The sequence below is a fragment of the Massilia scottii genome, assembly GCF_030846495.1.
Classification (GTDB): Bacteria; Pseudomonadota; Gammaproteobacteria; order Burkholderiales; family Burkholderiaceae_D; genus Telluria_A; species Telluria_A violaceinigra.
On the sequence record NZ_JAVCWM010000006.1, the window covers coordinates 82,235 to 102,015 of the forward strand.

Genomic DNA, 19,781 nt, shown 5'->3' on the forward strand with positions numbered 1-19,781 from the left:
GAACTGCTTTGATCAATTCTTAACGTGGAGCATCATGCTACCGGAAACACTCTTGTTCGCCGCCCCCGGCTCCCTGGGCCCGGCCCTCGCCGCCGGCCTGTTCGGCCTGCTGATCGGCAGCTTTCTGAATGTCGTCATCTACCGCCTTCCCAAGATCATGGATCGCGAATACAACGACTACCTGGCCGGCGAGTACGGCTGCGGCTGCGGCACCCGCAAGGTGCACACCGACAAATTCAGCCTGTGGGCGCCGCGCTCGGCCTGCCCGCACTGCGGCCACAAGATCGGCGCGCTGGAAAACATCCCCGTCATCAGCTATCTGGTCTTGGGCGGCAAGTGCAAAGGCTGCAAGGCCAAGATTTCGCCGCGCTATCCGATCATCGAACTGGTGACCGGGCTGATGTCGGCCCTGCTGATATGGACCTTCGGCAGCGGCTATGCGGGTCTGGCCACCCTGGTGTTCGGCTACCTGCTGCTGTCGATGACCTTCATCGACGCCGATACCCAGCTGCTGCCCGACGAACTGACCTATCCGCTGCTGTGGATCGGCCTGCTGATGAATGTCAACGCCAGCTTCGTGCCGCTGCAGGACGCCGTCATCGGCGCGGCGGTCGGCTACCTGTCGCTGTGGTCGGTGGCCACGCTGTACGAGAAGGTGCGCGGGCAAGTCGGCATGGGCCATGGCGACTTCAAGCTGCTGGCCGGGCTGGGCGCCTGGATGGGCTGGACCGTGCTGCCGAGCGTCATCCTGATTTCGTCGGCGGTCGGCTCGGTGGTCGGCATCTGCCTGATCGTGTTCGGCGGGCGCGCGCGCAATGTCAAGATTCCCTTCGGCCCTTACCTGGCCGCGGCCGGCTTCATCGTGATGGTGTGGGGCAAACCGATCGGCGTCATGACCGAGATCATCCTCAAGCAGTTGGCGAGCTGAGTGAACAGCACGCCCATCCCTGATGCCGGCAAGTTCAGCGTCGGCCTGACCGGCGGCATCGGCTGCGGCAAGACGGCCGTTTCGGACCGCTTTGCCGCGCTGGGCGCGAGCATCATCGATACCGACCTCATCGCCCATGCGCTGACCGTTCCCGGCGGTGCCGCCATGGAGGCCATCCTGCACGAGTTCGGCCCGGAGTTCGTCACCGCCGACGGCGCGCTCGAGCGCGTGCGCATGCGCGAACTGGTGTTCTCCGACCCGGCCGCCAAGGCGCGCCTGGAAGCGATCCTGCACCCGCGCATCCGCGCCGCCACCGCTGCCGCCGCCGCTGTGGCCAGCGGCGCCTACCTGATCTACGTGGTGCCGCTGCTGATCGAGTCCGGCGGCTGGCGCGAGCGGGTGGCGCGCGTGCTGGTCATCGATTGCCCTGAAGAACTGCAAATTGCGCGCGTGATGCGCCGCAACGCCATGAGCGAAGCCCAGGTGCGCGCCATCATGGCCAACCAGGCCAGCCGCGCCGAGCGGCTGGCAGCGGCCGACGATGTGATCACCAACGATGGCGGCCTGGAGGCGCTGGACCGTCAAATTGCTCTAATGCATGCTAAATATATGGCATTTTCCGAGAGAATGGCACTATTCCCGGTGCAGCGTTTGTAATTTTGCTTCGCTTGGTTCAGAATCACGGGATTCTTCTCCTGCCATGTAAAGGGATGTCATTTTGATCGTCTACGAATACCCTTTCAACGAGCGCATACGCACGTTGTTGCGGCTGGAAGACCTGTATGAGAAGTTCAAGTTCTTTGTGCACCAGGAACATGCAATGCAGCATCACGTCGCCCTGGCCACCATCTTCGACATGCTCGAAGTGGCCGGCCGCGCCGATCTCAAGTCCGACCTGCTGCAGGAACTCGAACGCCAGAAGCAAAGCTTGCTGAGTTACCGGTCCAATCCAAACGTCGCCGCCGACATGCTCGACGCCGTCCTGCTTGAAGTCGAAACGGTCAGCAGCGCGCTGGTCGCGGCCCAGGGCAAGACCGGCCAGAACGTGCGCGACAATGAATGGCTGATGAGCATCCGCGGCCGTACCATCATTCCCGGCGGCGCCTGCGAATTCGACCTGCCGTCCTACTACGCCTGGCAAAAGCGCCCGGCCGAGCAGCGCTTCAACGATATCGTCAACTGGTTCGCCCCGCTGGCGCCCCTGTTCGACGCCCTGGCCCTGGTGCTGCGCCTGCTGCGCGATTCGGGCGGCCCGGTCAAGATGATCGCCATCGCCGGCAGCTACCAGCAAATGCTGCAAGGCAAGGTCTACCAGATGCTGCGCCTGACCATGGATGAAGCGATGGGGGCGATTCCCGAGATTTCCGCCAACAAATACATGTTGTGGGTACGCTTTACCACGCAGGGCGGGGACTTGAAGCCCAAGCCGCTGGAAGAAGATGTCCCGTTCGAGCTCACGCTCTGTAATTTTTAGATCCCATGTTGCCATGACCGTCGTTACCTGCCCCACCTGCGCCAAGAAAGTCGAATGGATCGAGGCGAACAAGTTCCGCCCGTTTTGTTCGGAACGCTGCAAACAGATCGACCTGGGCGCCTGGGCCGAAGAAAAATACACCATTCCCGGCGCCGCCCCTTCCGATCCCCTGCTCGACGACGACAACCTGCCCCAGTAGCGCTGCGTCCATCTTTTGCCGGAGCGGCGCAAACAGCTTACAATGACTGACCGCTCATCATGCAAAGGATGCAACCAGATGTCAATGCCAAGGGCAGTGCGATGAGACTCGACCGTTTCATCAATGAGCGCATGGAAGAAATCCTGACTGAGTGGCAGGCATTCGCCCAGACCCTGCTGCCGGCCGCGAGCCAGATGACCGATCTGGCGCTGCGCGACCACGCGCGCCAGATCCTGCAGGCCATCGCGCTCGACATCGAAACGTTCCAGAATCCGGAACAGCAGATCGCCAAGTCGCAGGGCCTCGCACCCGACACCGTCGAGGGCGAAAGCGCGGCCTCGATCCACGGCGCGCTGCGCCAGGCCAGCAATTTTTCCCTGCTCCAGCTCAGTGCGGAATTTCGCGCCCTGCGCGCCACCGTGCTGCGCCTGTGGCTGCCGCAGGTGAGCCGCATGACGTCCGACGCCGCCGACGAAATGGTGCGTTTTAACGAAGCCATCGACCAGGCCCTGGCCGAATCGGTGGTGACCTATTCGGCGCGCGCCGACCATATGCGCGAGCTGTTTTTGGCCATCCTCGGACACGACCTGCGCGCGCCGCTGTCGAGCATGTCGATGGCGGGCGACCTGCTCACCCGCACGCAGGTCGATGCCACCCAGGCTGGCGAGATCGGCGCCCGGGTCAAGCGCGGTGCGCGCCTGATGAGCAGCATGGTGGACGACCTGATCGGATACACCCGCACCCAGCTCGGCGGCGGCATGCCGACCCAGCTGCGCGAGGTCAACCTGGGCGATGTGTGCCGCGCGGCGCTGGCCGACGCCCACGCCACCCATCCGGCCACCCGGTTCGAGATGGATGCCGATGAAGCGCTCAGCGGCCAGTACGACGCCGTGCGCCTGCACCAGCTGCTGACCAACCTGATGGTCAACGCCGCCCAGTACGGCACGCGCGGCACCGCCGTGCGCATCGAGGCGCGCGCCCATCCGGATGCGGTGACGGTGGCCGTGACGAATGACGGCCCGGTGATTCCGCCAGCGTCGCTCGAAAGCATTTTCAGTCCGCTGATCCAGCTGCCGGGCGACGGTGAAGCCGAGGAACGGCCGCGCACCAGCCTGGGACTGGGTTTGTTCGTCGCGCGCGAGATCGCCGCGGCGCATGGCGGCACCCTGACGGTGACGTCCAGCGCGGAGTGCGGCACGACCTTTACGGCGCACTTGCCGCGCGCGCCGAAAAGCGCCGAGGGCTGATTCTCCGCGCCGGGGCGACGATGGTGGCGCAAATGCGGCGCTGGCAATTGCCACGGCCCCGGTTTCAAAGTCAGCGTCGTCAGCGCCCGTAGCGCGTCATCAGCAAGCCTTCGGTATCGATGTCCGGCGCGCGGCCCGACACCATATCGGCCAGCACCCGCGCCGAACCGCACGACATGGTCCACCCCAGCGTCCCATGCCCGGTATTGAGAAACAGGTTGCGATACGGTGTCGGCCCGATCACCGGCGTGCCGTCCGGCGTCATCGGCCGCAAGCCGCACCAGAAGGTGGCCTTGTCCACATCGCCCCCGCCCGGAAACAACTCGCTTACCGCGTGCACCAGCGTGGCGCGGCGCGCGGCATGCAGGCGCAGGTCGTAACCGGCGATTTCGGCGGTGCCGCCAACCCGGATGCGATCGCCCAGGCGCGTGATGCCGACCTTGTACGTCTCTTCCATGATGGTCGACTCGGGCGCGCTGGCCGCATCGACGATCGGCAGCGTGATCGAATATCCCTTGACCGGATACACCGGTATCCTGATCCCCAGGGGCGCCAGCATCAGCGGCGAATAGCTCCCCATCGCCATCACGAAGGCATCGGCCCTGAGCTCCCCTTGCGAGGTGTCGACGGCGCTGACCGCGCCGCCGTCGGTCACGAGGCGCCGGATCTCCACGTTATTGCGGAAAACGACGCCCGCGCCGGCCGCCATCTGCGCCAGCGCCTGGGTGAACTTGAAGCAGTCGCCGGTCTCGTCGCCGGGCAGGTGCAGGCCGCCGACGATCTTGCCGCGCACCCGCGCCAGCGCCGGCTCAACCGCTTCGCAGCCGGCGGGATCGAGCAGCGCGTACGGCACGCCATAGCGCTTGAGCACCGCGATGTCTTCCAGTGCTTCATCGAGCTGGCGCGGATTGCGAAATACCTGCAAGGTGCCCTTGCTGCGGTGGTCGTAGGCGATGCCGGTTTCCTTGCGCAGCGCGATCAGGGAATCGCGGCTGTACTCGGCCAGGCGCACCATGCGGCTCTTGTTGACGGCATAGCTGGCCGGATTGCAGTTGCCCAGCATCTGGAACAGCCAGCGCCACATGCGCGGATCGAACGAGGGACGGATCACCAGCGGGCTGTGTTTCATGGCCAGCCAGCGCAGCGCCTTCATCGGAATGCCCGGCGCCGCCCACGGCGCGGCCATGCCCGACGAGACTTCGCCTGCGTTGGCGAAACTCGTTTCCAGCGCGGCGCCGCCCTGGCGCTCGATGACGGTCACTTCATGCCCGGCTTTGGCCAGAAAATAGGCCGACGTGGTACCCACCACGCCACTGCCCAAGACGATAATTTTCACGGACTTCCTTGCGGTGCGTTATTGCGTAAGGGCGGAAAAAGAACGTCGCTACGGATAGCGCAGCTGGTCGAGCCATTCGAGCAGCGGAATGGTGGCCGGCAGCAGCGGCGACACGCCGACCACGCCCTGCCACGCAAAGGCCTGGCCTTCCAGGCTTTGCGGCTCGCCGCGCCATTCGCGGCTGATAAAGAAGTGCAGGCGTACATGCGCGTGTTCGTACACGTGCTCCACCCCGCACCATTGGCTCGCGCTCAGGATATGAACGCCAAGCTCCTCGACGAATTCGCGTTTGAGCGCGTCGAGTATGGCTTCGCCGGTTTCTACTTTCCCACCCGGGAATTCCCAATAGCCGTCGTACGGTTTGCCGGCGGGACGCTGGCCAAGCAGCACGTCGCCATTGGGTTTCATTAAAATGCCGACCGCGACATCGATCGGCTTCTTTCCAGTCTTATCGCTCATTGAGGCAGCTTTCCAGCGTAATCCCTGGCGAACTGCCACGCCACCCGGCCCGAACGCGAACCGCGCTGCAGGGCCCATTGCAGGGCCTCCGGGCGGCTTTGCTCGATCTGCTGCGCGCTGCAGCCGTAGCTGGCCAGCCAGTGCGCGGCGATGCCGAGGTAGTCGTCCTGCTTGAACGGATAGAACGACAGCCACAGGCCGAAGCGCTCGGACAGCGATATCTTCTCTTCCACCGTTTCGCCCGGATGCAGGTCGCCGTCGCCGTCATGCCTGTAGCTGGCGTTGTCGCTCATGCGCTCGGGCAGCAGGTGGCGCCGGTTCGAGGTGGCGTAGATCAGCACATTGTCCGACTGGGCCGCGATGGAGCCGTCGAGCGCCACCTTGAGCGCCTTGTAGCCGCCCTCGCCTTCCTCGAACGAGAGGTCGTCGCAAAAGATGATGAAGCGCTCCGGACGCCCGGCCACCAGGTCGACGATGTCGGGCAGTTCGGCCAGGTCGGCCTTGTCGACTTCGATCAGGCGCAGGCCATCGGCGGCGAACTGGTTCAGGCAAGCCTTGATCAGCGAGGACTTGCCGGTGCCGCGCGCGCCGGTCAGCAGCACGTTGTTGGCCGGGCGTCCCTGCACGAACTGGCGCGTGTTGCGCTCGATCTGCAGCTTTTGCGGCGCCACGTTGTGCAGGTCCGACAGCGCGATGCCTGAGGCATGCAGCACCGGCTGCAGGTAGCTCACGCCGCTGCCGGCGCGCTTGCGCCAGCGGAATGCGGTCGAGAGGCGCCAGTCCGGCTCGCGCGGATACGCGGGCGGCAGCACCGCCTCGACCCGCTGCAGCAGCGCTTCGGCGCGCAGCAGGAACTGTTCGAGTGGCGTGGTCAAGGCGCGGCTCAGGAACGGTAGTCGGCGTTGATGGTCACGTACTCGTGCGACAGGTCGCAGGTCCAGACGGTGGCGCTGTGGGCGCCGCGCCCGAGGCGCACGCGCACCGTGATTTCGCTCTTTTGCATCACGCGCTGGCCGTCGGCTTCCTGGTAGGCGGGATTGCGCCCGCCGCTTTTCGCCACCAGCACGTCGTCGAGATACAGATCGAGCTTGGTCACGTCCAGGTCGTCCACGCCGGCATAGCCGATCGCGCACAGGATGCGGCCCAGGTTCGGATCGGACGCGAAGAACGCGGTTTTCACCAGCGGCGAGTGGGCGATCGAGTAGGCGATCTTGCGGCACTCTTCCATGTTGCCGCCCTCTTCCACCGTGACGGTGATGAACTTGGTGGCGCCTTCGCCGTCGCGGATGATCATCTGCGCCAGCGAACGGGCGATGTCGGTCACGGCGGTTTTCAGTTCGGCGTATTCGGTCGAATCGGTGTTGGCAATGGCCAGGCTGCCGGTGCCGGTGGCGATCAGCATGAACGAATCGTTGGTCGAGGTGTCGCCGTCGATGGTGATGCAGTTGAACGAATGGTCGGCCGCATGCTTGACCAGTTCATCGAGCACGTCTTGCGAAACCTTGGCGTCGATCGCCAGGTAGCCCAGCATGGTCGCCATGTTCGGCCGGATCATGCCGGCGCCCTTGCTGATGCCGGTCATGGTGACGCTGTGGCCGCAGATGTCGACCGTGCGCGACGCCGCCTTCGGCTGGGTGTCGGTGGTCATGATCGCCTCGGCGGCGCTGAACCAGTTGTCGGCCTTCAGGTTGGCGATGGCGGCCGGCAGCGCGCCGACGACTTTGGCAACCGGCAGCGGTTCGAGAATCACGCCGGTCGAAAACGGCAGGATCTGGTGCGGCTCGCAGTCGAGCAGGCGCGCCAGCGCGGCGCAGGTGGCGTTGGCGCTGTCCAGGCCCGTCTCGCCGGTGCCCGCGTTGGCGTTGCCGGTGTTGACCACCAGCGCGCGGATCGGCGCGCCGCCCGCGGCCACGGCCGCCAGGTTGGCTTTGCTGACCTGCACCGGCGCGGCGCAGAAGCGGTTGGTGGTGAACACGCCGGCCACGGTGGCCGTGTCGGCCAGCTTCATCACCAGGATATCCTTGCGGTTCGGCTTCTTGATGCCGGCTTCGGCAAAACCGATCTCGATCCCGTTGACGGGCTTCAGGTCGGCGGCGACGGGGAGAGGGGAATTAACGGCCATGGCGGATTCTCTAGCAGTGAAGTGGGAAGGCGCTATTGTAACGCTTGAAACGATATGCGGGATGCAACTGCCACGGCGCAGCGTGCGGCCGGTGGCGGGGCGGCCGGAACGCGATACCGGGGCGCCGCTGTGCTGATGTGTAACAATATCCATCTGGCATCACCGTCAGCGCCGGCGCCACGCCGCCGGGCGCCGCCCGAACATCATCGATCCAAAGGACTGCCTTGATTCTTCCGACCCTGTTTTCACGCGCGCGCCGGCCGGCCCGCCTTGCCATCCTGCTGGCCTGCCTCGCCGCGCCTTCGCTCAGCCAAGCCGCACCGCAGCCGCCAGCCGCCACGGCAGTGCAAGGCAGCGCCGACATGCATGCGCGCGAAGCGCTGGCCAGCGAAACGCTGCGCTATCTGCAGGCGCGCGATTACAAGGGCCTCGAAGCGCTGTATCAGAAGATCCGGGGGTCCGGCCAGCGCACCCCCAGCGGCATCTGGAAACAGGCGCAGTTCTACAACCAGCTGCGCGGATTCGGCCAGTGGAGCACCGATGCGGCTTATTGGGACACGGTGCAGGGTCAGGCCAAGGCGTGGCAGAAACAATATCCCAAGTCGGTGCCGGCGCGGCTGTTCGAGGCCTATATGCTGATCAAGCGCGCCGAAGCGAACCGCGGTTCGGGTTACTACGACACGCTCACGGAAAAGCAGCGGCGCGATCTGAGCCAGGGTTCGGCGGCGGCCATGCGGGTGCTGGAAGAAACGCAGGCGCTGGCCGCCAAAGCCGATGACCCGGAATGGCATCGCGCCATGCTCAAGGTGTTGCCATTGACGAGCCAGTTCACGCAAGAGCGCTACCAGAAGAAGATTGGCGCGGCGATGGCGCGCCATCCCAACTACCACGAAGCGTATTTCACGGCCGCCGGATACTCGATGGCCCACTGGGGCGGCGCGCCGGACGCGGTCGAGCAGCTCGCGCAAGACCTGAACAATGTCGGCGGCAAGGAACAGGGCGCCATGTATGCGCGCCTGTACTGGTACATGGACCAATCGGCCTACAAGGGAAAAATCTTCGAGGTCAGCCAGGCCGACTGGCCGACCATGCGCGCCAGCTTCGAGGCCCTGGTCGCGCAGTATCCGGACCCGTGGAACCTGAACGCGTACGCCTATTTCGCCTGCCTGGCCAACGATGTCGGCGCCATGGCGCCCGTGCTCGCGCGCCTCGGCCAGCAGATCGACCTGCGCGCGTGGGGCGAGAATGGCGCGGCGACCCATGCCCGCTGCGCCACCAGCACGCTGGCCGATCCGCAGTTCGACAGCAAGCAGGCGGCCGCGCGCAAGGTGCGGCTGCGGCGCCTGCTCACCGAGACGATGCAGCACGCCGCGGCCCAGCGCGGCCGCAAGGAATACAGGGAAGAACTGGAAACGCTGCACAAGGCCGAGGAGCTGGACCGTGCCATGGGCTGGGTCAGCATGCCGGTGCAATACAAGCTCGCGCGCGCCTTCTTCACGCTGAAACGCTACGAGGAAACCGTCAGCGCCATCACCGCCGGTCTGCCCGCCCAAGCCGACTATACGGATGCGTACTGGATGCGCGGCCAGGCGCTCGAAGCGCTGGGGCGCAAGGATGAGGCGCGCGAGGATTTCGACAAGGGGGCGCGCTACCTGCGCAAGGTACTGCCGGGAGCGTGGGCCGGACTGAACGCAAGCCAGCGCGCCAATGTCGCGGAAATGCAACGCAAGTTCCTGGAATACGGCTTCGAGACCCCGACTTTCCCCGCGGACTGAGGCCGGGCAATTGGCTTGTTGCTTAATCACAACCGTAAAAATGCTTGATGACAAGTAAAGTCATTTGCTTGATAATGTTAAACATTAACTATTTACCAATGAACCCAGTGAAAAAACTTCTCCTCTGCACAGCCCTGCTGACCTCCTTCCCCGCCTTCGCCGCGCAACGTCCCGACACCGCCAAGGCGCCCGTGGCCAGGATCGAATCGAACATGGCCGAGGCCGTTGCGGCGGCAGCGGACGAACTTGAACGCAATTTCTATTGGGCCAAGGGCAATCCGATTCCCATTTTCGACAAGCTGGCGGTGTTCGAGTTCTCCGCGCCGACCGCCGCGAAACTGAAAACGGTCTTTGGCTCGGCACGGCCGTACAGCGTGACGCGCGCGCCGGCGGCGGCTGGCATGGTCGGCTTCGATATTGCGCTTCCGGCGCACAGCTACGCCGATTTGAACGAGCAGAACTGGTCGTGGGACGCGCTCAAGATGAACGTGGTGACCGACGAGGCCGGCCGCACCATGACGGGCACCGGCACCTGGCCAAGCCTCACGGTCAACGCGAAAAGCGCCGACGTCATCGTCAACGACATGACCATGCAAACCAGCCAGCGCCGCAACAGCGACGATGTATGGCTCGGCACGGCGCGGGCGGACGTCAAGTCGATCGACGTAACCGGCAAGGACAAGCCGGTGGTCATGAAAATGGAAGGCCTGTCGGTCACCTCCGAGGTGTCCGAGAACGGCAAGGATTACGACGTCGGGAGCGACTTCGGCATCAGGCTGATCACGGTCATGGATGAAAAGATCGACGACATGCGCATGTCGTTCCGGATGACCAAACTCGACATGATGTCCTTGGAGCAGTTGAGCAAAGCCATGCAAAGGACGACCAAGCCCGGCGCCGAGCCGGACCTGGCCGCTATCGGTCCGCAGCTCAAGGCCTTCGCCAAGGGCATGGCGGCACGCGGCACGGCGATCGAAATCACCGAGATGAGTGCCGGCTACCGCGGTCACCGCGCGCTGATGAAGGGCCGCCTGGCCCTGGGCAAGATGGCCGACAAGGACTTCAACTCGACCGCGGCCCTGATGAAAAAGCTGGACGGGCGCTTTGAAATGCGCGTGCCGGTGGCGCTGGTCACCGCGATCGCGCGCAATGTGGCGCAGGCCCAGGCCACCAAAAAGGGCGAAACGCCATCGACGGAGCTGCTGGACTCGACCGCCAAGAGCCTGGCCGACATGGCAGTGGACAAGGCAACCGCCGACGGCTATGCGCGCCTGGAAGATGGCGTGCTGGTATCGATGGTTGAATTCAAGGCGGGCAAGCTGACCGTCAACGGCAAGGCGATCGCCCTGCCGACGGACAGCAAGAAGCCGGCGGCTGGCGCCAAAAAGCCGGCCAAGCGCCGCGTCAAGTAAGCAATAAGCATCAAGCGGCGGCCATCGTCCGATGGCCGCCTCAATCTCTTTACGTCAGCGCGCCAGCACGCTACTGCTGCGCCGGCTGCGGTGGCGCCACGGCGGCCACCTTGCGGCCGGAACTGGACCACACCTGCATGCATTCCGACCCGGTCCAGCTGGTCGCTTCCGGGCACGCGCACCGGTTTCCTTCCAACATGCTGTTAGCCGGGCACCGCAGGCCGCTCTGCCGAGCGTCCGCACCCGCGTCGGTTGGTGCGGATCGCAACGGGAGCACTCCTCCCAGCACCGCGAGCAGCAAGCATGCCGAAACAGCGACAGCGGCGAAAATGGCTTTCATAACGTCCTCCTGGTTGGCAATGAAACCTAACCATTGCAGGAAGCGCGCTTGCTATTGTTGTGTGTCATCAACTAAAACCAATCTTACCTATCAGCAATGACACGAGCGTGGCGCCGGCACGACGCCGGCCGTCCGCCTCACTTGCCTGCGCCGGCGGCACAGTTGCTGCCGATACGGGTCCAGCGCACCCGCTGGCGCGCCTCGGTAGCCACCGATTTGCCCGATTGCGCCATCGTTGCGCGCACCGCTGCCGCTTGCGCGGGCGTCTTCGCCTCGCGCAGGGCTTTTGCGTACTGCACATTGACCGCCACCTGCTTTTCCGCCAGTTCGCGCTGCAGGCGTGGCAAGTCAAGCAACTGCTGCGCCGCCCTGGCGCGCGCCTCGGGCGTCTTGCCTTCGGCCGCTTCGCGTTCAAGCACGGGACGCATCCATGCCAGGTCCGCCGCGGGATCGCCGGCGCGGGTGGCGCTGACGGTATCGTATTCCCACGTGACCTTGTCGATGCGGCGGATGGTCAGCGTGACCACCGCCGCCGGACAGTTCGCCGTATGCACCACCACCCCATCCGCGCCGACCTGGCTGGACTGGTCCGGGCAGGACGCCAGCGCCAGCGCCGACGAATACAGCGCGTCCGAGATGCGGCGCGGCCGGATGCAATGCGTAACCGGCCCCTTGCCTTCATACAGCTTCTCGCCCGAGTCGGCCCCGGCGACGCGTTCGCGCCGCACGATGTCGCCGTTCGCGCCATTGACCCTGGTGTCGACCCGGTTGGCCGGCGCCGGCGCCGGAATGCTGCTGGTGGATGCCGAATCGAGCCGGTACAAGCCGGCCGGCGGCAGGATCTGCTCGATCGCCGGAGCGGCGGCGACCGCGCCCCCGGCCAGCAGGGCGCCCAGCAGCGTCAATGGGATGCGCATCAACGCACCACCATTTCAACGCGGCGGTTACGCGCGCGCCCATCGTCGCCGGCATTGTTTGCCGCCGGCGCCAGGTTGGCCACGCCGTGCGGCTGCAAGCGCGCCGCCGCAATCCCATACTGCCCACTTAATGCGTCCACCACCGCCTGCGCGCGCTTGCGCGACAGCGCAAGGTTGGCATCGACCGCGCCCTGGTTATCGGTGTGCCCGACGATGAACACGTTCACGCCCGGGTCGTTCTTGAGCGACTTGGCCATTTGTTCCAGCGTGTCCTTCGATTCCGGCTTGATCACCGCCTTGCTGGTATCGAACAGAATGCCGTACAAGGCGATGCGGCCATCCTTCTTGAGGGCCGAGCCGATGGCGCTGGCGTCGACCGTCACATTGCCCTGTTCTACCCTGGCCGACTCGATCACCTGCATGAATTGCTGGGCGCGGCCCTGGACGTTGGCGTCGCTCTCCTCGCCCGTGCGCAGCGCAATCTGCACCTCCACCGGGCCCGCCGGCGCATCCTTGCGCGCGTGGATGTAGTGGAAGCCCGGCTTGTATTCGAACAGGCGGATCACATAGGCATCGCTATTGCCATTGTCGACCCACTGCGCGCCCTGGGCCCAGCGCACGATCTTCGACTGGGTGCGGTCTTTCTCGCACTGCGCCGCCTCGCATTCGTACAGGGTGTCGAAGCCGGCGCTGCGCAGCGCGGCCTGGTAATTGCGGAAGATCTCGAGCGACCCGCGTCCCTTCGGTCCGAAATAGATCCGGTTCGAGATCTTGCCTTCGACCGTTTTCTCGACCGGGCCGTTTTTACCGGCAACGAGCGTGCGCGCACCGGCGTAGTTTTCTTCGCCATGCAGGTACAAGGTGGAGCCGGCATAGCGCGACACCAGCGGATGATCGGCGCTGCCGGGGCGGTCGGCATCGTATTTTCCCGCGTGCGCCAGCGGCGAAGAAATGACGAGTGCGAGCGCGCACGCCGCCAGGGCGCTGCGGTGAACCGGAGAGGTCATGAGAGGCTCCTTGATTGGATAGGAATGTAATCTGATGTGGGCGTAAAAAAAGGGAGGCCGAACATCACGTTCTGCCTCCCCTTTTGGTCATGCCGGGCGCTTTATGCGAGCTTGCCGTGGCATGCCTTGAACTTCTTGCCGCTGCCGCAAGGGCATGGATCGTTGCGGCCGACCTTCGGTCCGGGCATCTCGTCTTCGCCCGGATTGCCGAGCGGCGCCAGCAAATCTTCCGGCGCCGCGTCGGGGTTGAAGTCCGCGTGCTGGTAGCTGACGTTTTCCACGTGCGACTGGTGCATCGCCGCTTCGGCGTCGATTTCTTCGCGCGACTGGATGCGCACCGTCATCACCATGCGGATCACTTCGTTCTTGATCATGTCCAGCATCGATCCGAACAGCTCGAACGCTTCGCGCTTGTACTCCTGCTTCGGGTTCTTCTGCGCATAGCCGCGCAGGTGGATACCCTGGCGCAGGTGGTCCAGCGCCGCCAGGTGTTCGCGCCAGTGGCTGTCCACGCTTTGCAGCATGACGTTGCGCTCGAAGCCGCCGAACGATTCCTTGCCGACGATGGCGATCTTGCTCTCGTACGAAGCGTCGGCCGCGGCCAGCACGCGCGCCAGGATGTCGTCGTCGGTCATGCTGGTATCGGTCGCCAGCATCTGCGCCAGCGGCACGCTGAGCTGCCATTCGCTGGCCAGGGTCGCTTCCAGGCCGGCGATGTCCCATTGCTCTTCGACCGATTCTTCCGGCACGTACGCATGCACCACGTCGGTGAACACGCCGGCGCGCAGCGATGCGATCAGTTCACTGATGTCGGTCGTCTCGAGCAGTTCGTTACGCTGGGTGTAGATCACCTTGCGCTGGTCGTTGGACACGTCGTCGTACTCGAGCAGCTGCTTGCGAATGTCGAAGTTGCGCGCCTCGACCTTGCGCTGGGCCGACTCGATCGAGCGCGAGACGATGCCCGCTTCAATCGGTTCGCCTTCCGGCATTTTCAGGCGGTCCATGATGGCGCGCACGCGGTCGCCCGCGAAGATGCGCAGCAGCGCGTCGTCGAGCGAGAGGTAGAAGCGCGACGAACCCGGATCGCCCTGGCGGCCGGAACGGCCACGCAGCTGGTTGTCGACGCGGCGCGATTCGTGGCGTTCGGTGCCGATGATGTGCAGGCCGCCGGCGGTCACCACGTGCTCGTTGAGCGACTTCCACTCGCTGCGCAGCTTTTCGGCCTGGGCGGCCTTGTCGTCGCTTGATAAGGCCGCATTGGCTTCGATGATCTGGATCTGCTTTTCGACGTTACCGCCCAAAACGATGTCGGTACCACGGCCGGCCATGTTGGTGGCGATGGTGATCATCTTCGGACGGCCTGCCTGGGCGATGATTTCAGCCTCGCGCGCATGCTGCTTCGCATTGAGGACGTTGTGCGCCAGCTTGGCCTTGTCGAGGATCGCCGAGAGCATCTCGGAGTTTTCGATCGAGGTGGTACCCACCAGGACCGGCTGGCCGCGCTCGTAGCAATCGCGGATATCGATCAGCATGGCGTTGTATTTTTCGTCCGAAGACTTGTACACCTGGTCCTGGCGGTCCTTGCGCTGCGACGGACGGTTGGGCGGAATGACCACGGTCTCGAGGCCGTAGATTTCCTGGAATTCGTACGCTTCGGTATCGGCCGTGCCGGTCATGCCGGACAGCTTGGTGTACATGCGGAAGTAGTTCTGGAACGTGATCGAGGCCAGGGTCTGGTTCTCGTTCTGGATACGCACGCCTTCCTTCGCTTCGACTGCCTGGTGCAGGCCGTCGGACCAGCGGCGCCCGGTCATCAGGCGGCCGGTGAATTCATCGACGATCACCACTTCATCGTTCTGCACCACGTAATGCTGGTCCTTGTGGTACAGCGCGTGCGCGCGCAGGGCCGCGTACAGGTGGTGAATCAGGGTGATGTGGGCGGCGTCGTAGAGCGAGGCGCCTTCCGGCAGCAAGCCCATTTGGGTCAGCATCGCCTCGGCGTTCTCGTGACCGCGTTCGGTCAGCAGCACCGAGTGCGCCTTCTCGTCCTTGGTATAGTCGCCCGGGACCGAGATCACGCCCTTGCCGTCCGGGGTTTCTTCGCCGACCTGCAAGGTCAGCTTGGCCGGCAGCGAATTGATCTGGTGATACAGCTCGGTATGGTTTTCAGCCTGGCCCGAAATGATCAGCGGCGTACGCGCTTCATCGATCAGGATCGAGTCGACTTCATCGACCACGGCGAAATTGAGGCCGCGCTGGACCCGCTCGCCCGCCTCGAACACCATGTTGTCGCGCAGGTAGTCGAAACCGAATTCGTTGTTGGTGCCGTAGGTGATATCCGACGCGTAAGCCGATTGCTTGACGCTGTGGTCCATCTGCGACAGGTTGATGCCGGTCGTCAGGCCGAGCCAGCTGTACAGGCGTCCCATCCACTCGGCATCGCGCTGGGCCAGGTAATCGTTGACCGTGATGACGTGCACGCCCTTGCCGGACAGCGCGTTCAGATAGGTCGGCAAAGTCGCCATCAGCGTCTTGCCCTCGCCGGTGCCCATTTCGGCGATTTTGCCGTAGTGGAGCACCATGCCGCCGATCATCTGGACATCGAAATGGCGCATCTTGAGCACCCGCCTGGCCGCCTCGCGGCAGACCGCAAACGCTTCCGGCAGCAGCTGGTCGAGCGTTTCGCCTTTGGCGACGCGCTCCTTGAACTGCGGCGTCTTCGCTTGAAGTTCAGCGTCCGACAGCTTTTCGATCTGTGGCTCGAGCGCGTTAATCTCGCGCACGGTTTTTTGATATTGCTTAAGCAGCCGCTGGTTGCGGCTACCGAAAATCTGGGTCAGTAATGACATGCTTGAATTCTTGAAAAAGACGCCGCAAAAAGAAGCCGTAATGATAGCAAAAACATATCACCCAACGGCCGACTATGGCAAAAAGACTGTGATTTTATCATGCGATCTCGCCACACTTGGGGATATTGGCCCGGAACTCAAGGGGCGAGGGCAAAACAAAGTTAATAAAATGACTCCGACAACGCGTTCCGGGCGCTATGGCGGGGCGGCGCGCGCTGTGCTATGTTGCGCCTTATGCATATCTACGGAACCAAGACGCGCCGCACCTCGATTGTCGCCACCGATTTTCTCAAGCGCAATGACAAGATCGCGGCCCTGCTGCCGACGGCGATGCGCATGGCCAGCCTGCAGAGCGACTGCGCCAAGGCGCTGCCGCCGATGTTCGGCAACTGCGACGTGCTCTCGTTCGAAGACGCGCGCCTGGTGCTGGCCACGCCCAGTTCGGCCGTGGCGGCCAAGCTCAAACAGCAACTGCCCAAGCTGCAGGGCGCCTTGCAAAAGCGCGGCTGGCATATCGACGAGATCAAATTGAAAGTGCAGGTCACGCGCAGCATCGCGCCGGTGGTGCACACGCATCAGCTGATTTTGCCCGGCACGGCCTTGTCGGCCTTTGAAGCGCTCGGCGACGCGCTGCCGAAAACGGCGGCCAACGCCACCTTGATCGCTGCCGTCAAGGCAATGGCGGCGCGCCAGCGCTAGAGCGCTTTGCGTTTGAATATCGTGACCACAAGCCTGAAGGTACTTAGGTAAGCGCCCACTCGCGCGCCATCTGGCGCACGTACGACGGCGGCGCGCTGCCGGGCTTCTCGAACCCCACGATCTCGTAGGCATCCGGATGCTTGAGCAGTTCGAGCAGCAGCAGGTTATTGAGCGCATGGCCCGACTTGTGCGCTTCGTAGCCGGCCAGCAGCGGGTGCCCGACCAGGTACAAGTCGCCGATCGCGTCGAGGATCTTGTGGCGCACGAACTCGTCGTCGTAGCGCAGGCCATCGGAATTGAGAATCCGGTACTCGTCCATCACGATCGCGTTTTCGAGCGATCCGCCGCGCGCCAGGCCCATGCCGCGCAGGCTTTCCACATCCTGCATGAAGCCGAAGGTGCGCGCGCGCGCCACGTCGTGCACGTACGATACGTCGCCGAAGTCGACAAACGCGCGCTGGGTCGTGCCGTCCACCGCCGGATGGTTGAATTCGATGAAAAAATCGAGCTTGAAGCCATCGTACGGGGTCAGGCGCGCCCATTTTTCGTTGGCGCCGCTACCCTGGCGTACTTCCACGTCTTTCAGCACGCGGATGAATTTCTTCGCCGCGTCCTGCTCCTGCACGCCCGCCTGTTGCAGCAAAAAGACAAACGACGAGGCCGAGCCATCCATGATCGGAATCTCTTCGGCCGACACGTCCACGTACAGATTATCGATCCCGAGCCCGGCGCAGGCCGACATCAGGTGCTCGACCGTGGACACGCGCGCATCGTCCTTGACCAGCACCGAGGCCATGCGGGTGTCGCCCACCACGCCTGCGCTGGCGGGAAACTCCACCACCGGGTTCAGGTCCACGCGGCGAAACACGATGCCGGTATCGATCGCGGCCGGACGCAGGGTCAGTTCGACCTTGGTCCCGGAGTGCAGCCCGACGCCGACGGTGCGCACCAGCTGTTTGACGGTTCTTTGTTTTAACATCCGCCGATTATAGCGAACTTGATGGGCCGGCGCTGCCGGGCGTCTAGGGGTGCTCGGCCTGCGCATGCGAGCGCTCGTGCCGCACCAGGTAGATGCCGCTGCCGATGATGATGGCCGCGCCGATCAGCGTGTACCGGTCGGGCAAGGTATGCCACAGGATCCAGTCCAGCGCCACGCCCCAGGCCAGGCCCGAATACTCGAACGGCGCCACGCGCGACGCTTCGCCCGAATTGAACGCTTCCGTGACCGCCAGCTGGCCCAGGAAGCCCGAGAGCGACAGCGCGCACAATAGCCAGACATCGGCACCGCGCACGGGCACCCAGTTGGGCGCGGCCAGGGTGGTTGCGCCGATGGCCAAAAACACCATCAGCCACAGCACCATGTGTTCGGCGCGGTCGGTGCGCCCGACGATGCGGGTGGTAATGGCCGACACCGCGTAGCAGCCGGCCGCGCCCAGCACCGCCAGTCCGCCCAGGGTCAGCATGCCGGTTCCGCTCGGACGCAGTACCACCAGCACCCCGCCCAGGCCGACCGCGATGGCGATCCAGCGCGCCAGGTTGACGCTCTCTTTCAGGAACACCACCGACAAGGCGGTGATGAGCGCGGGCGCGATGAAGAAGATTGCATACGCTTCGGCCAGCGACAGCTTGCGCAGGCCAAAGGCGAATAGCCCGAGCATGGTGATGCTCAGGCCCGCGCGCAGCAGGTGCAGCGGCCAGCGCACCTGCAGGGCAGTGCCGAAGGCGCCGCGCCAGCCCACGTAGGCAAACACCAGCGGCAGCGACGACAGGCCGCGCAGGGCGGCCACCTGCAGCGCCGGATAATGCGCCGACAGCAGCTTCATCACCGTGTCCATCAGCGAGAACATGGCCACCGCGATCAGCATCGCGTAGATCGCGCGCAGGTTGCCTTTGCCCTGCGTCACAGGCGCTTGACCATGAACAGGCTGAGGGGATCGGCCTGATAGTCGCCGAACGGCGCGCAGCGGATAAAGCCGTCGCGCTCATACAGGCCGATGGCTTCGGGCTGGCTGATGCCGGTTTCGAGCATCAGCGCCGGCAATCCGGCGGCGGCGGCGCGCTGCGCGATCTCGGCCAGCAGCTTGCCGCCCACGCCCTTGCCGCGCCGGGCCGGATCGACGTACATGCGTTTGACTTCGCCGTAGCCGCCACGGTCGACATAGGCGCCGCAGCCGAGCGCGCGGCCGTCAAGGTCGCGCGCGACCAGGAACACCACGCCGGGCCGGGTCAGCGAGTCGACATCCATCAGGTGGTTGCTCTCGGCCGGATAGAGGCCGGCAAAATAGGCGTCCAGCCGTTCGAGCATGGCGATGATGTCGCTCTGGCGCGGGGTTTCGGTTCGAATATGCATGGCGATGTAAAAAACGGCGCCGCGGCGCCGTCTTTGCGGAAGTGGTTCCGGGTGGGTAGTTAAGCGACTTGCTTGAGCAGCGTTTCGGCGTTCGATACGTCGAACGCGCCGCCCTGCTCCACGTTGAGCTGCTTGACGACGCCGTCGTCGACCAGCAGCGAGTAGCGCTGCGAGCGCGTGCCCATGCCGAACTTCGAGAAGTCCGCGTCCAGGCCCAGTGCCTTGCTGTAGGCGGCGTTACCGTCGGCCATCATGCGCACGATACCGGTGGCTTTCTGGTCGCGGCCCCAGGCGCCCATGACGAAAGCGTCATTGACCGAGATGCACCAGATTTCATCGACGCCCTTGGCTTTGAGTTCGTCGGCCAGCTTGACGTAGCCCGGCACGTGCTGTGCGGAGCAGGTCGGGGTGTAGGCGCCCGGCAGGCCGAAAATGGCGATCTTCTTGCCCTTGACCAGATCAGCTACCTGGAAGGTGTTCGGGCCGAGCGAGCAGCCTTCGGTTTCGGTCTCGACGAATTCAGAGAGGGTGCCTTCCGGCAGGCGGTCGCCGATTTTAATAGTCATTCGAGGCTCCATAATATGGGATTGATAAGACGGCTAGTATGCCTGATCCTCGCCGACCTTGCAGGCCGGCGCCTCCCTGGCGCGCCGCCGCACTGTCCGCG

General features: G+C 64.4%; 20 protein-coding genes. 8 read left to right on the forward strand and 12 right to left on the reverse strand.

All coding sequences use genetic code 11. The annotated features are described in order from the left end of the window. The first annotated feature begins 34 nt into the window (after window positions 1-34). The 5 genes from RBA41_RS09825 (at window position 35) to RBA41_RS09845 (ending at window position 3,848) form a co-directional block, all read left to right on the forward strand. Window positions 35-928 (forward strand): prepilin peptidase, encoded by an 894-nt coding sequence (locus RBA41_RS09825; protein WP_306623443.1) that lies wholly within the window; start codon window positions 35-37, stop codon window positions 926-928. Further along, window positions 929-1,585: a dephospho-CoA kinase gene (gene coaE / locus RBA41_RS09830; RefSeq protein WP_306623444.1), complete on the forward strand. Its 657-nt coding sequence runs from the start codon at window positions 929-931 to the stop codon at window positions 1,583-1,585. Window positions 1,586-1,646: 61 nt separating this feature from the next. Further along, complete coding sequence (zapD, locus tag RBA41_RS09835; RefSeq protein WP_099874467.1) at window positions 1,647-2,402, forward strand: cell division protein ZapD; 756 nt, start codon at window positions 1,647-1,649, stop codon at window positions 2,400-2,402. Between the two features lie 13 nt (window positions 2,403-2,415). Beyond that, the gene (yacG, locus tag RBA41_RS09840; RefSeq protein ID WP_099874466.1) at window positions 2,416-2,601 is read left to right on the forward strand and encodes a DNA gyrase inhibitor YacG; all 186 of its coding nucleotides are present in this window, start codon (window positions 2,416-2,418) and stop codon (window positions 2,599-2,601) included. Window positions 2,602-2,702: 101 nt separating this feature from the next. Then, a complete protein-coding gene (locus tag RBA41_RS09845) occupies window positions 2,703-3,848 on the forward strand; it encodes a sensor histidine kinase (protein ID WP_306623445.1) in 1,146 nt (381 codons plus the stop codon). A gap of 79 nt (window positions 3,849-3,927) precedes the next feature. Here RBA41_RS09845 and RBA41_RS09850 read toward each other — a convergent pair whose 3' ends face one another. The 4 genes from RBA41_RS09850 to argJ are packed head-to-tail and all read right to left on the reverse strand — an operon-like array spanning window position 3,928 to window position 7,765. Then, entirely contained in the window at window positions 3,928-5,184 is a 1,257-nt protein-coding gene (locus RBA41_RS09850; protein ID WP_306623446.1) for a D-amino acid dehydrogenase, read from the reverse strand. Between the two features lie 48 nt (window positions 5,185-5,232). Then, window positions 5,233-5,643 carry an NUDIX domain-containing protein gene (locus RBA41_RS09855; protein ID WP_306623447.1) on the reverse strand — a complete coding sequence of 137 codons (411 nt, stop codon included), beginning with the start codon at window positions 5,641-5,643 and terminating at the stop codon, window positions 5,233-5,235. Continuing rightward, window positions 5,640-6,518 carry an ATP-binding protein gene (locus RBA41_RS09860; protein WP_306623448.1) on the reverse strand — a complete coding sequence of 293 codons (879 nt, stop codon included), beginning with the start codon at window positions 6,516-6,518 and terminating at the stop codon, window positions 5,640-5,642. The genes RBA41_RS09855 and RBA41_RS09860 overlap by 4 nt, the downstream gene beginning before the upstream one ends. An 8-nt stretch (window positions 6,519-6,526) precedes the next feature. Then, window positions 6,527-7,765 carry a bifunctional glutamate N-acetyltransferase/amino-acid acetyltransferase ArgJ gene (gene argJ / locus RBA41_RS09865; RefSeq protein ID WP_306623449.1) on the reverse strand — a complete coding sequence of 413 codons (1,239 nt, stop codon included), beginning with the start codon at window positions 7,763-7,765 and terminating at the stop codon, window positions 6,527-6,529. 224 nt (window positions 7,766-7,989) lie between these two features. Between argJ and RBA41_RS09870 the strand changes: the two genes are divergently transcribed. Beyond that, window positions 7,990-9,540: a tetratricopeptide repeat protein gene (locus RBA41_RS09870; protein ID WP_306623450.1), complete on the forward strand. Its 1,551-nt coding sequence runs from the start codon at window positions 7,990-7,992 to the stop codon at window positions 9,538-9,540. Between the two features lie 107 nt (window positions 9,541-9,647). After that, window positions 9,648-10,952 (forward strand): DUF945 family protein, encoded by a 1,305-nt coding sequence (locus tag RBA41_RS09875; RefSeq protein WP_306623452.1) that lies wholly within the window; start codon window positions 9,648-9,650, stop codon window positions 10,950-10,952. A 70-nt stretch (window positions 10,953-11,022) separates the two neighbouring features. Here the strand turns inward: RBA41_RS09875 and RBA41_RS09880 are convergent, their stop codons facing one another. The 4 genes from RBA41_RS09880 to secA form a co-directional block, all read right to left on the reverse strand. Beyond that, the gene (locus RBA41_RS09880) at window positions 11,023-11,151 is read right to left on the reverse strand and encodes a hypothetical protein (protein WP_306623454.1); all 129 of its coding nucleotides are present in this window, start codon (window positions 11,149-11,151) and stop codon (window positions 11,023-11,025) included. Window positions 11,152-11,429: 278 nt separating this feature from the next. Further along, the gene (locus RBA41_RS09885; protein ID WP_306623456.1) at window positions 11,430-12,209 is read right to left on the reverse strand and encodes a hypothetical protein; all 780 of its coding nucleotides are present in this window, start codon (window positions 12,207-12,209) and stop codon (window positions 11,430-11,432) included. Next, window positions 12,209-13,216: an OmpA family protein gene (locus RBA41_RS09890; protein WP_306623457.1), complete on the reverse strand. Its 1,008-nt coding sequence runs from the start codon at window positions 13,214-13,216 to the stop codon at window positions 12,209-12,211. The genes RBA41_RS09885 and RBA41_RS09890 overlap by 1 nt, the downstream gene beginning before the upstream one ends. Before the next feature lie 101 nt (window positions 13,217-13,317). Next, window positions 13,318-16,065 carry a preprotein translocase subunit SecA gene (gene secA / locus RBA41_RS09895; RefSeq protein ID WP_306623460.1) on the reverse strand — a complete coding sequence of 916 codons (2,748 nt, stop codon included), beginning with the start codon at window positions 16,063-16,065 and terminating at the stop codon, window positions 13,318-13,320. A 234-nt stretch (window positions 16,066-16,299) separates the two neighbouring features. Here secA and RBA41_RS09900 point away from each other — a divergent pair, with 234 nt between their 5' ends. Beyond that, window positions 16,300-16,764 carry a DciA family protein gene (locus RBA41_RS09900; protein WP_306623462.1) on the forward strand — a complete coding sequence of 155 codons (465 nt, stop codon included), beginning with the start codon at window positions 16,300-16,302 and terminating at the stop codon, window positions 16,762-16,764. A gap of 43 nt (window positions 16,765-16,807) precedes the next feature. Here the strand turns inward: RBA41_RS09900 and lpxC are convergent, their stop codons facing one another. Genes lpxC through RBA41_RS09920 form a run of 4 tightly spaced genes read right to left on the reverse strand, consistent with a single transcriptional unit; the run spans window position 16,808 to window position 19,680 of the window. Continuing rightward, window positions 16,808-17,743: a UDP-3-O-acyl-N-acetylglucosamine deacetylase gene (gene lpxC, locus RBA41_RS09905; RefSeq protein WP_306623464.1), complete on the reverse strand. Its 936-nt coding sequence runs from the start codon at window positions 17,741-17,743 to the stop codon at window positions 16,808-16,810. 43 nt (window positions 17,744-17,786) lie between these two features. Next, window positions 17,787-18,629, reverse strand: a complete 843-nt coding sequence (locus RBA41_RS09910; RefSeq protein WP_099882094.1) for a DMT family transporter — start codon at window positions 18,627-18,629, stop codon at window positions 17,787-17,789. A gap of 35 nt (window positions 18,630-18,664) precedes the next feature. Further along, complete coding sequence (locus tag RBA41_RS09915) at window positions 18,665-19,114, reverse strand: GNAT family N-acetyltransferase (RefSeq protein ID WP_306623465.1); 450 nt, start codon at window positions 19,112-19,114, stop codon at window positions 18,665-18,667. A gap of 59 nt (window positions 19,115-19,173) precedes the next feature. Then, window positions 19,174-19,680, reverse strand: coding sequence for a peroxiredoxin (locus RBA41_RS09920; RefSeq protein WP_306623466.1), 507 nt, complete (start codon window positions 19,678-19,680; stop codon window positions 19,174-19,176). Window positions 19,681-19,781 lie beyond the last annotated feature (101 nt).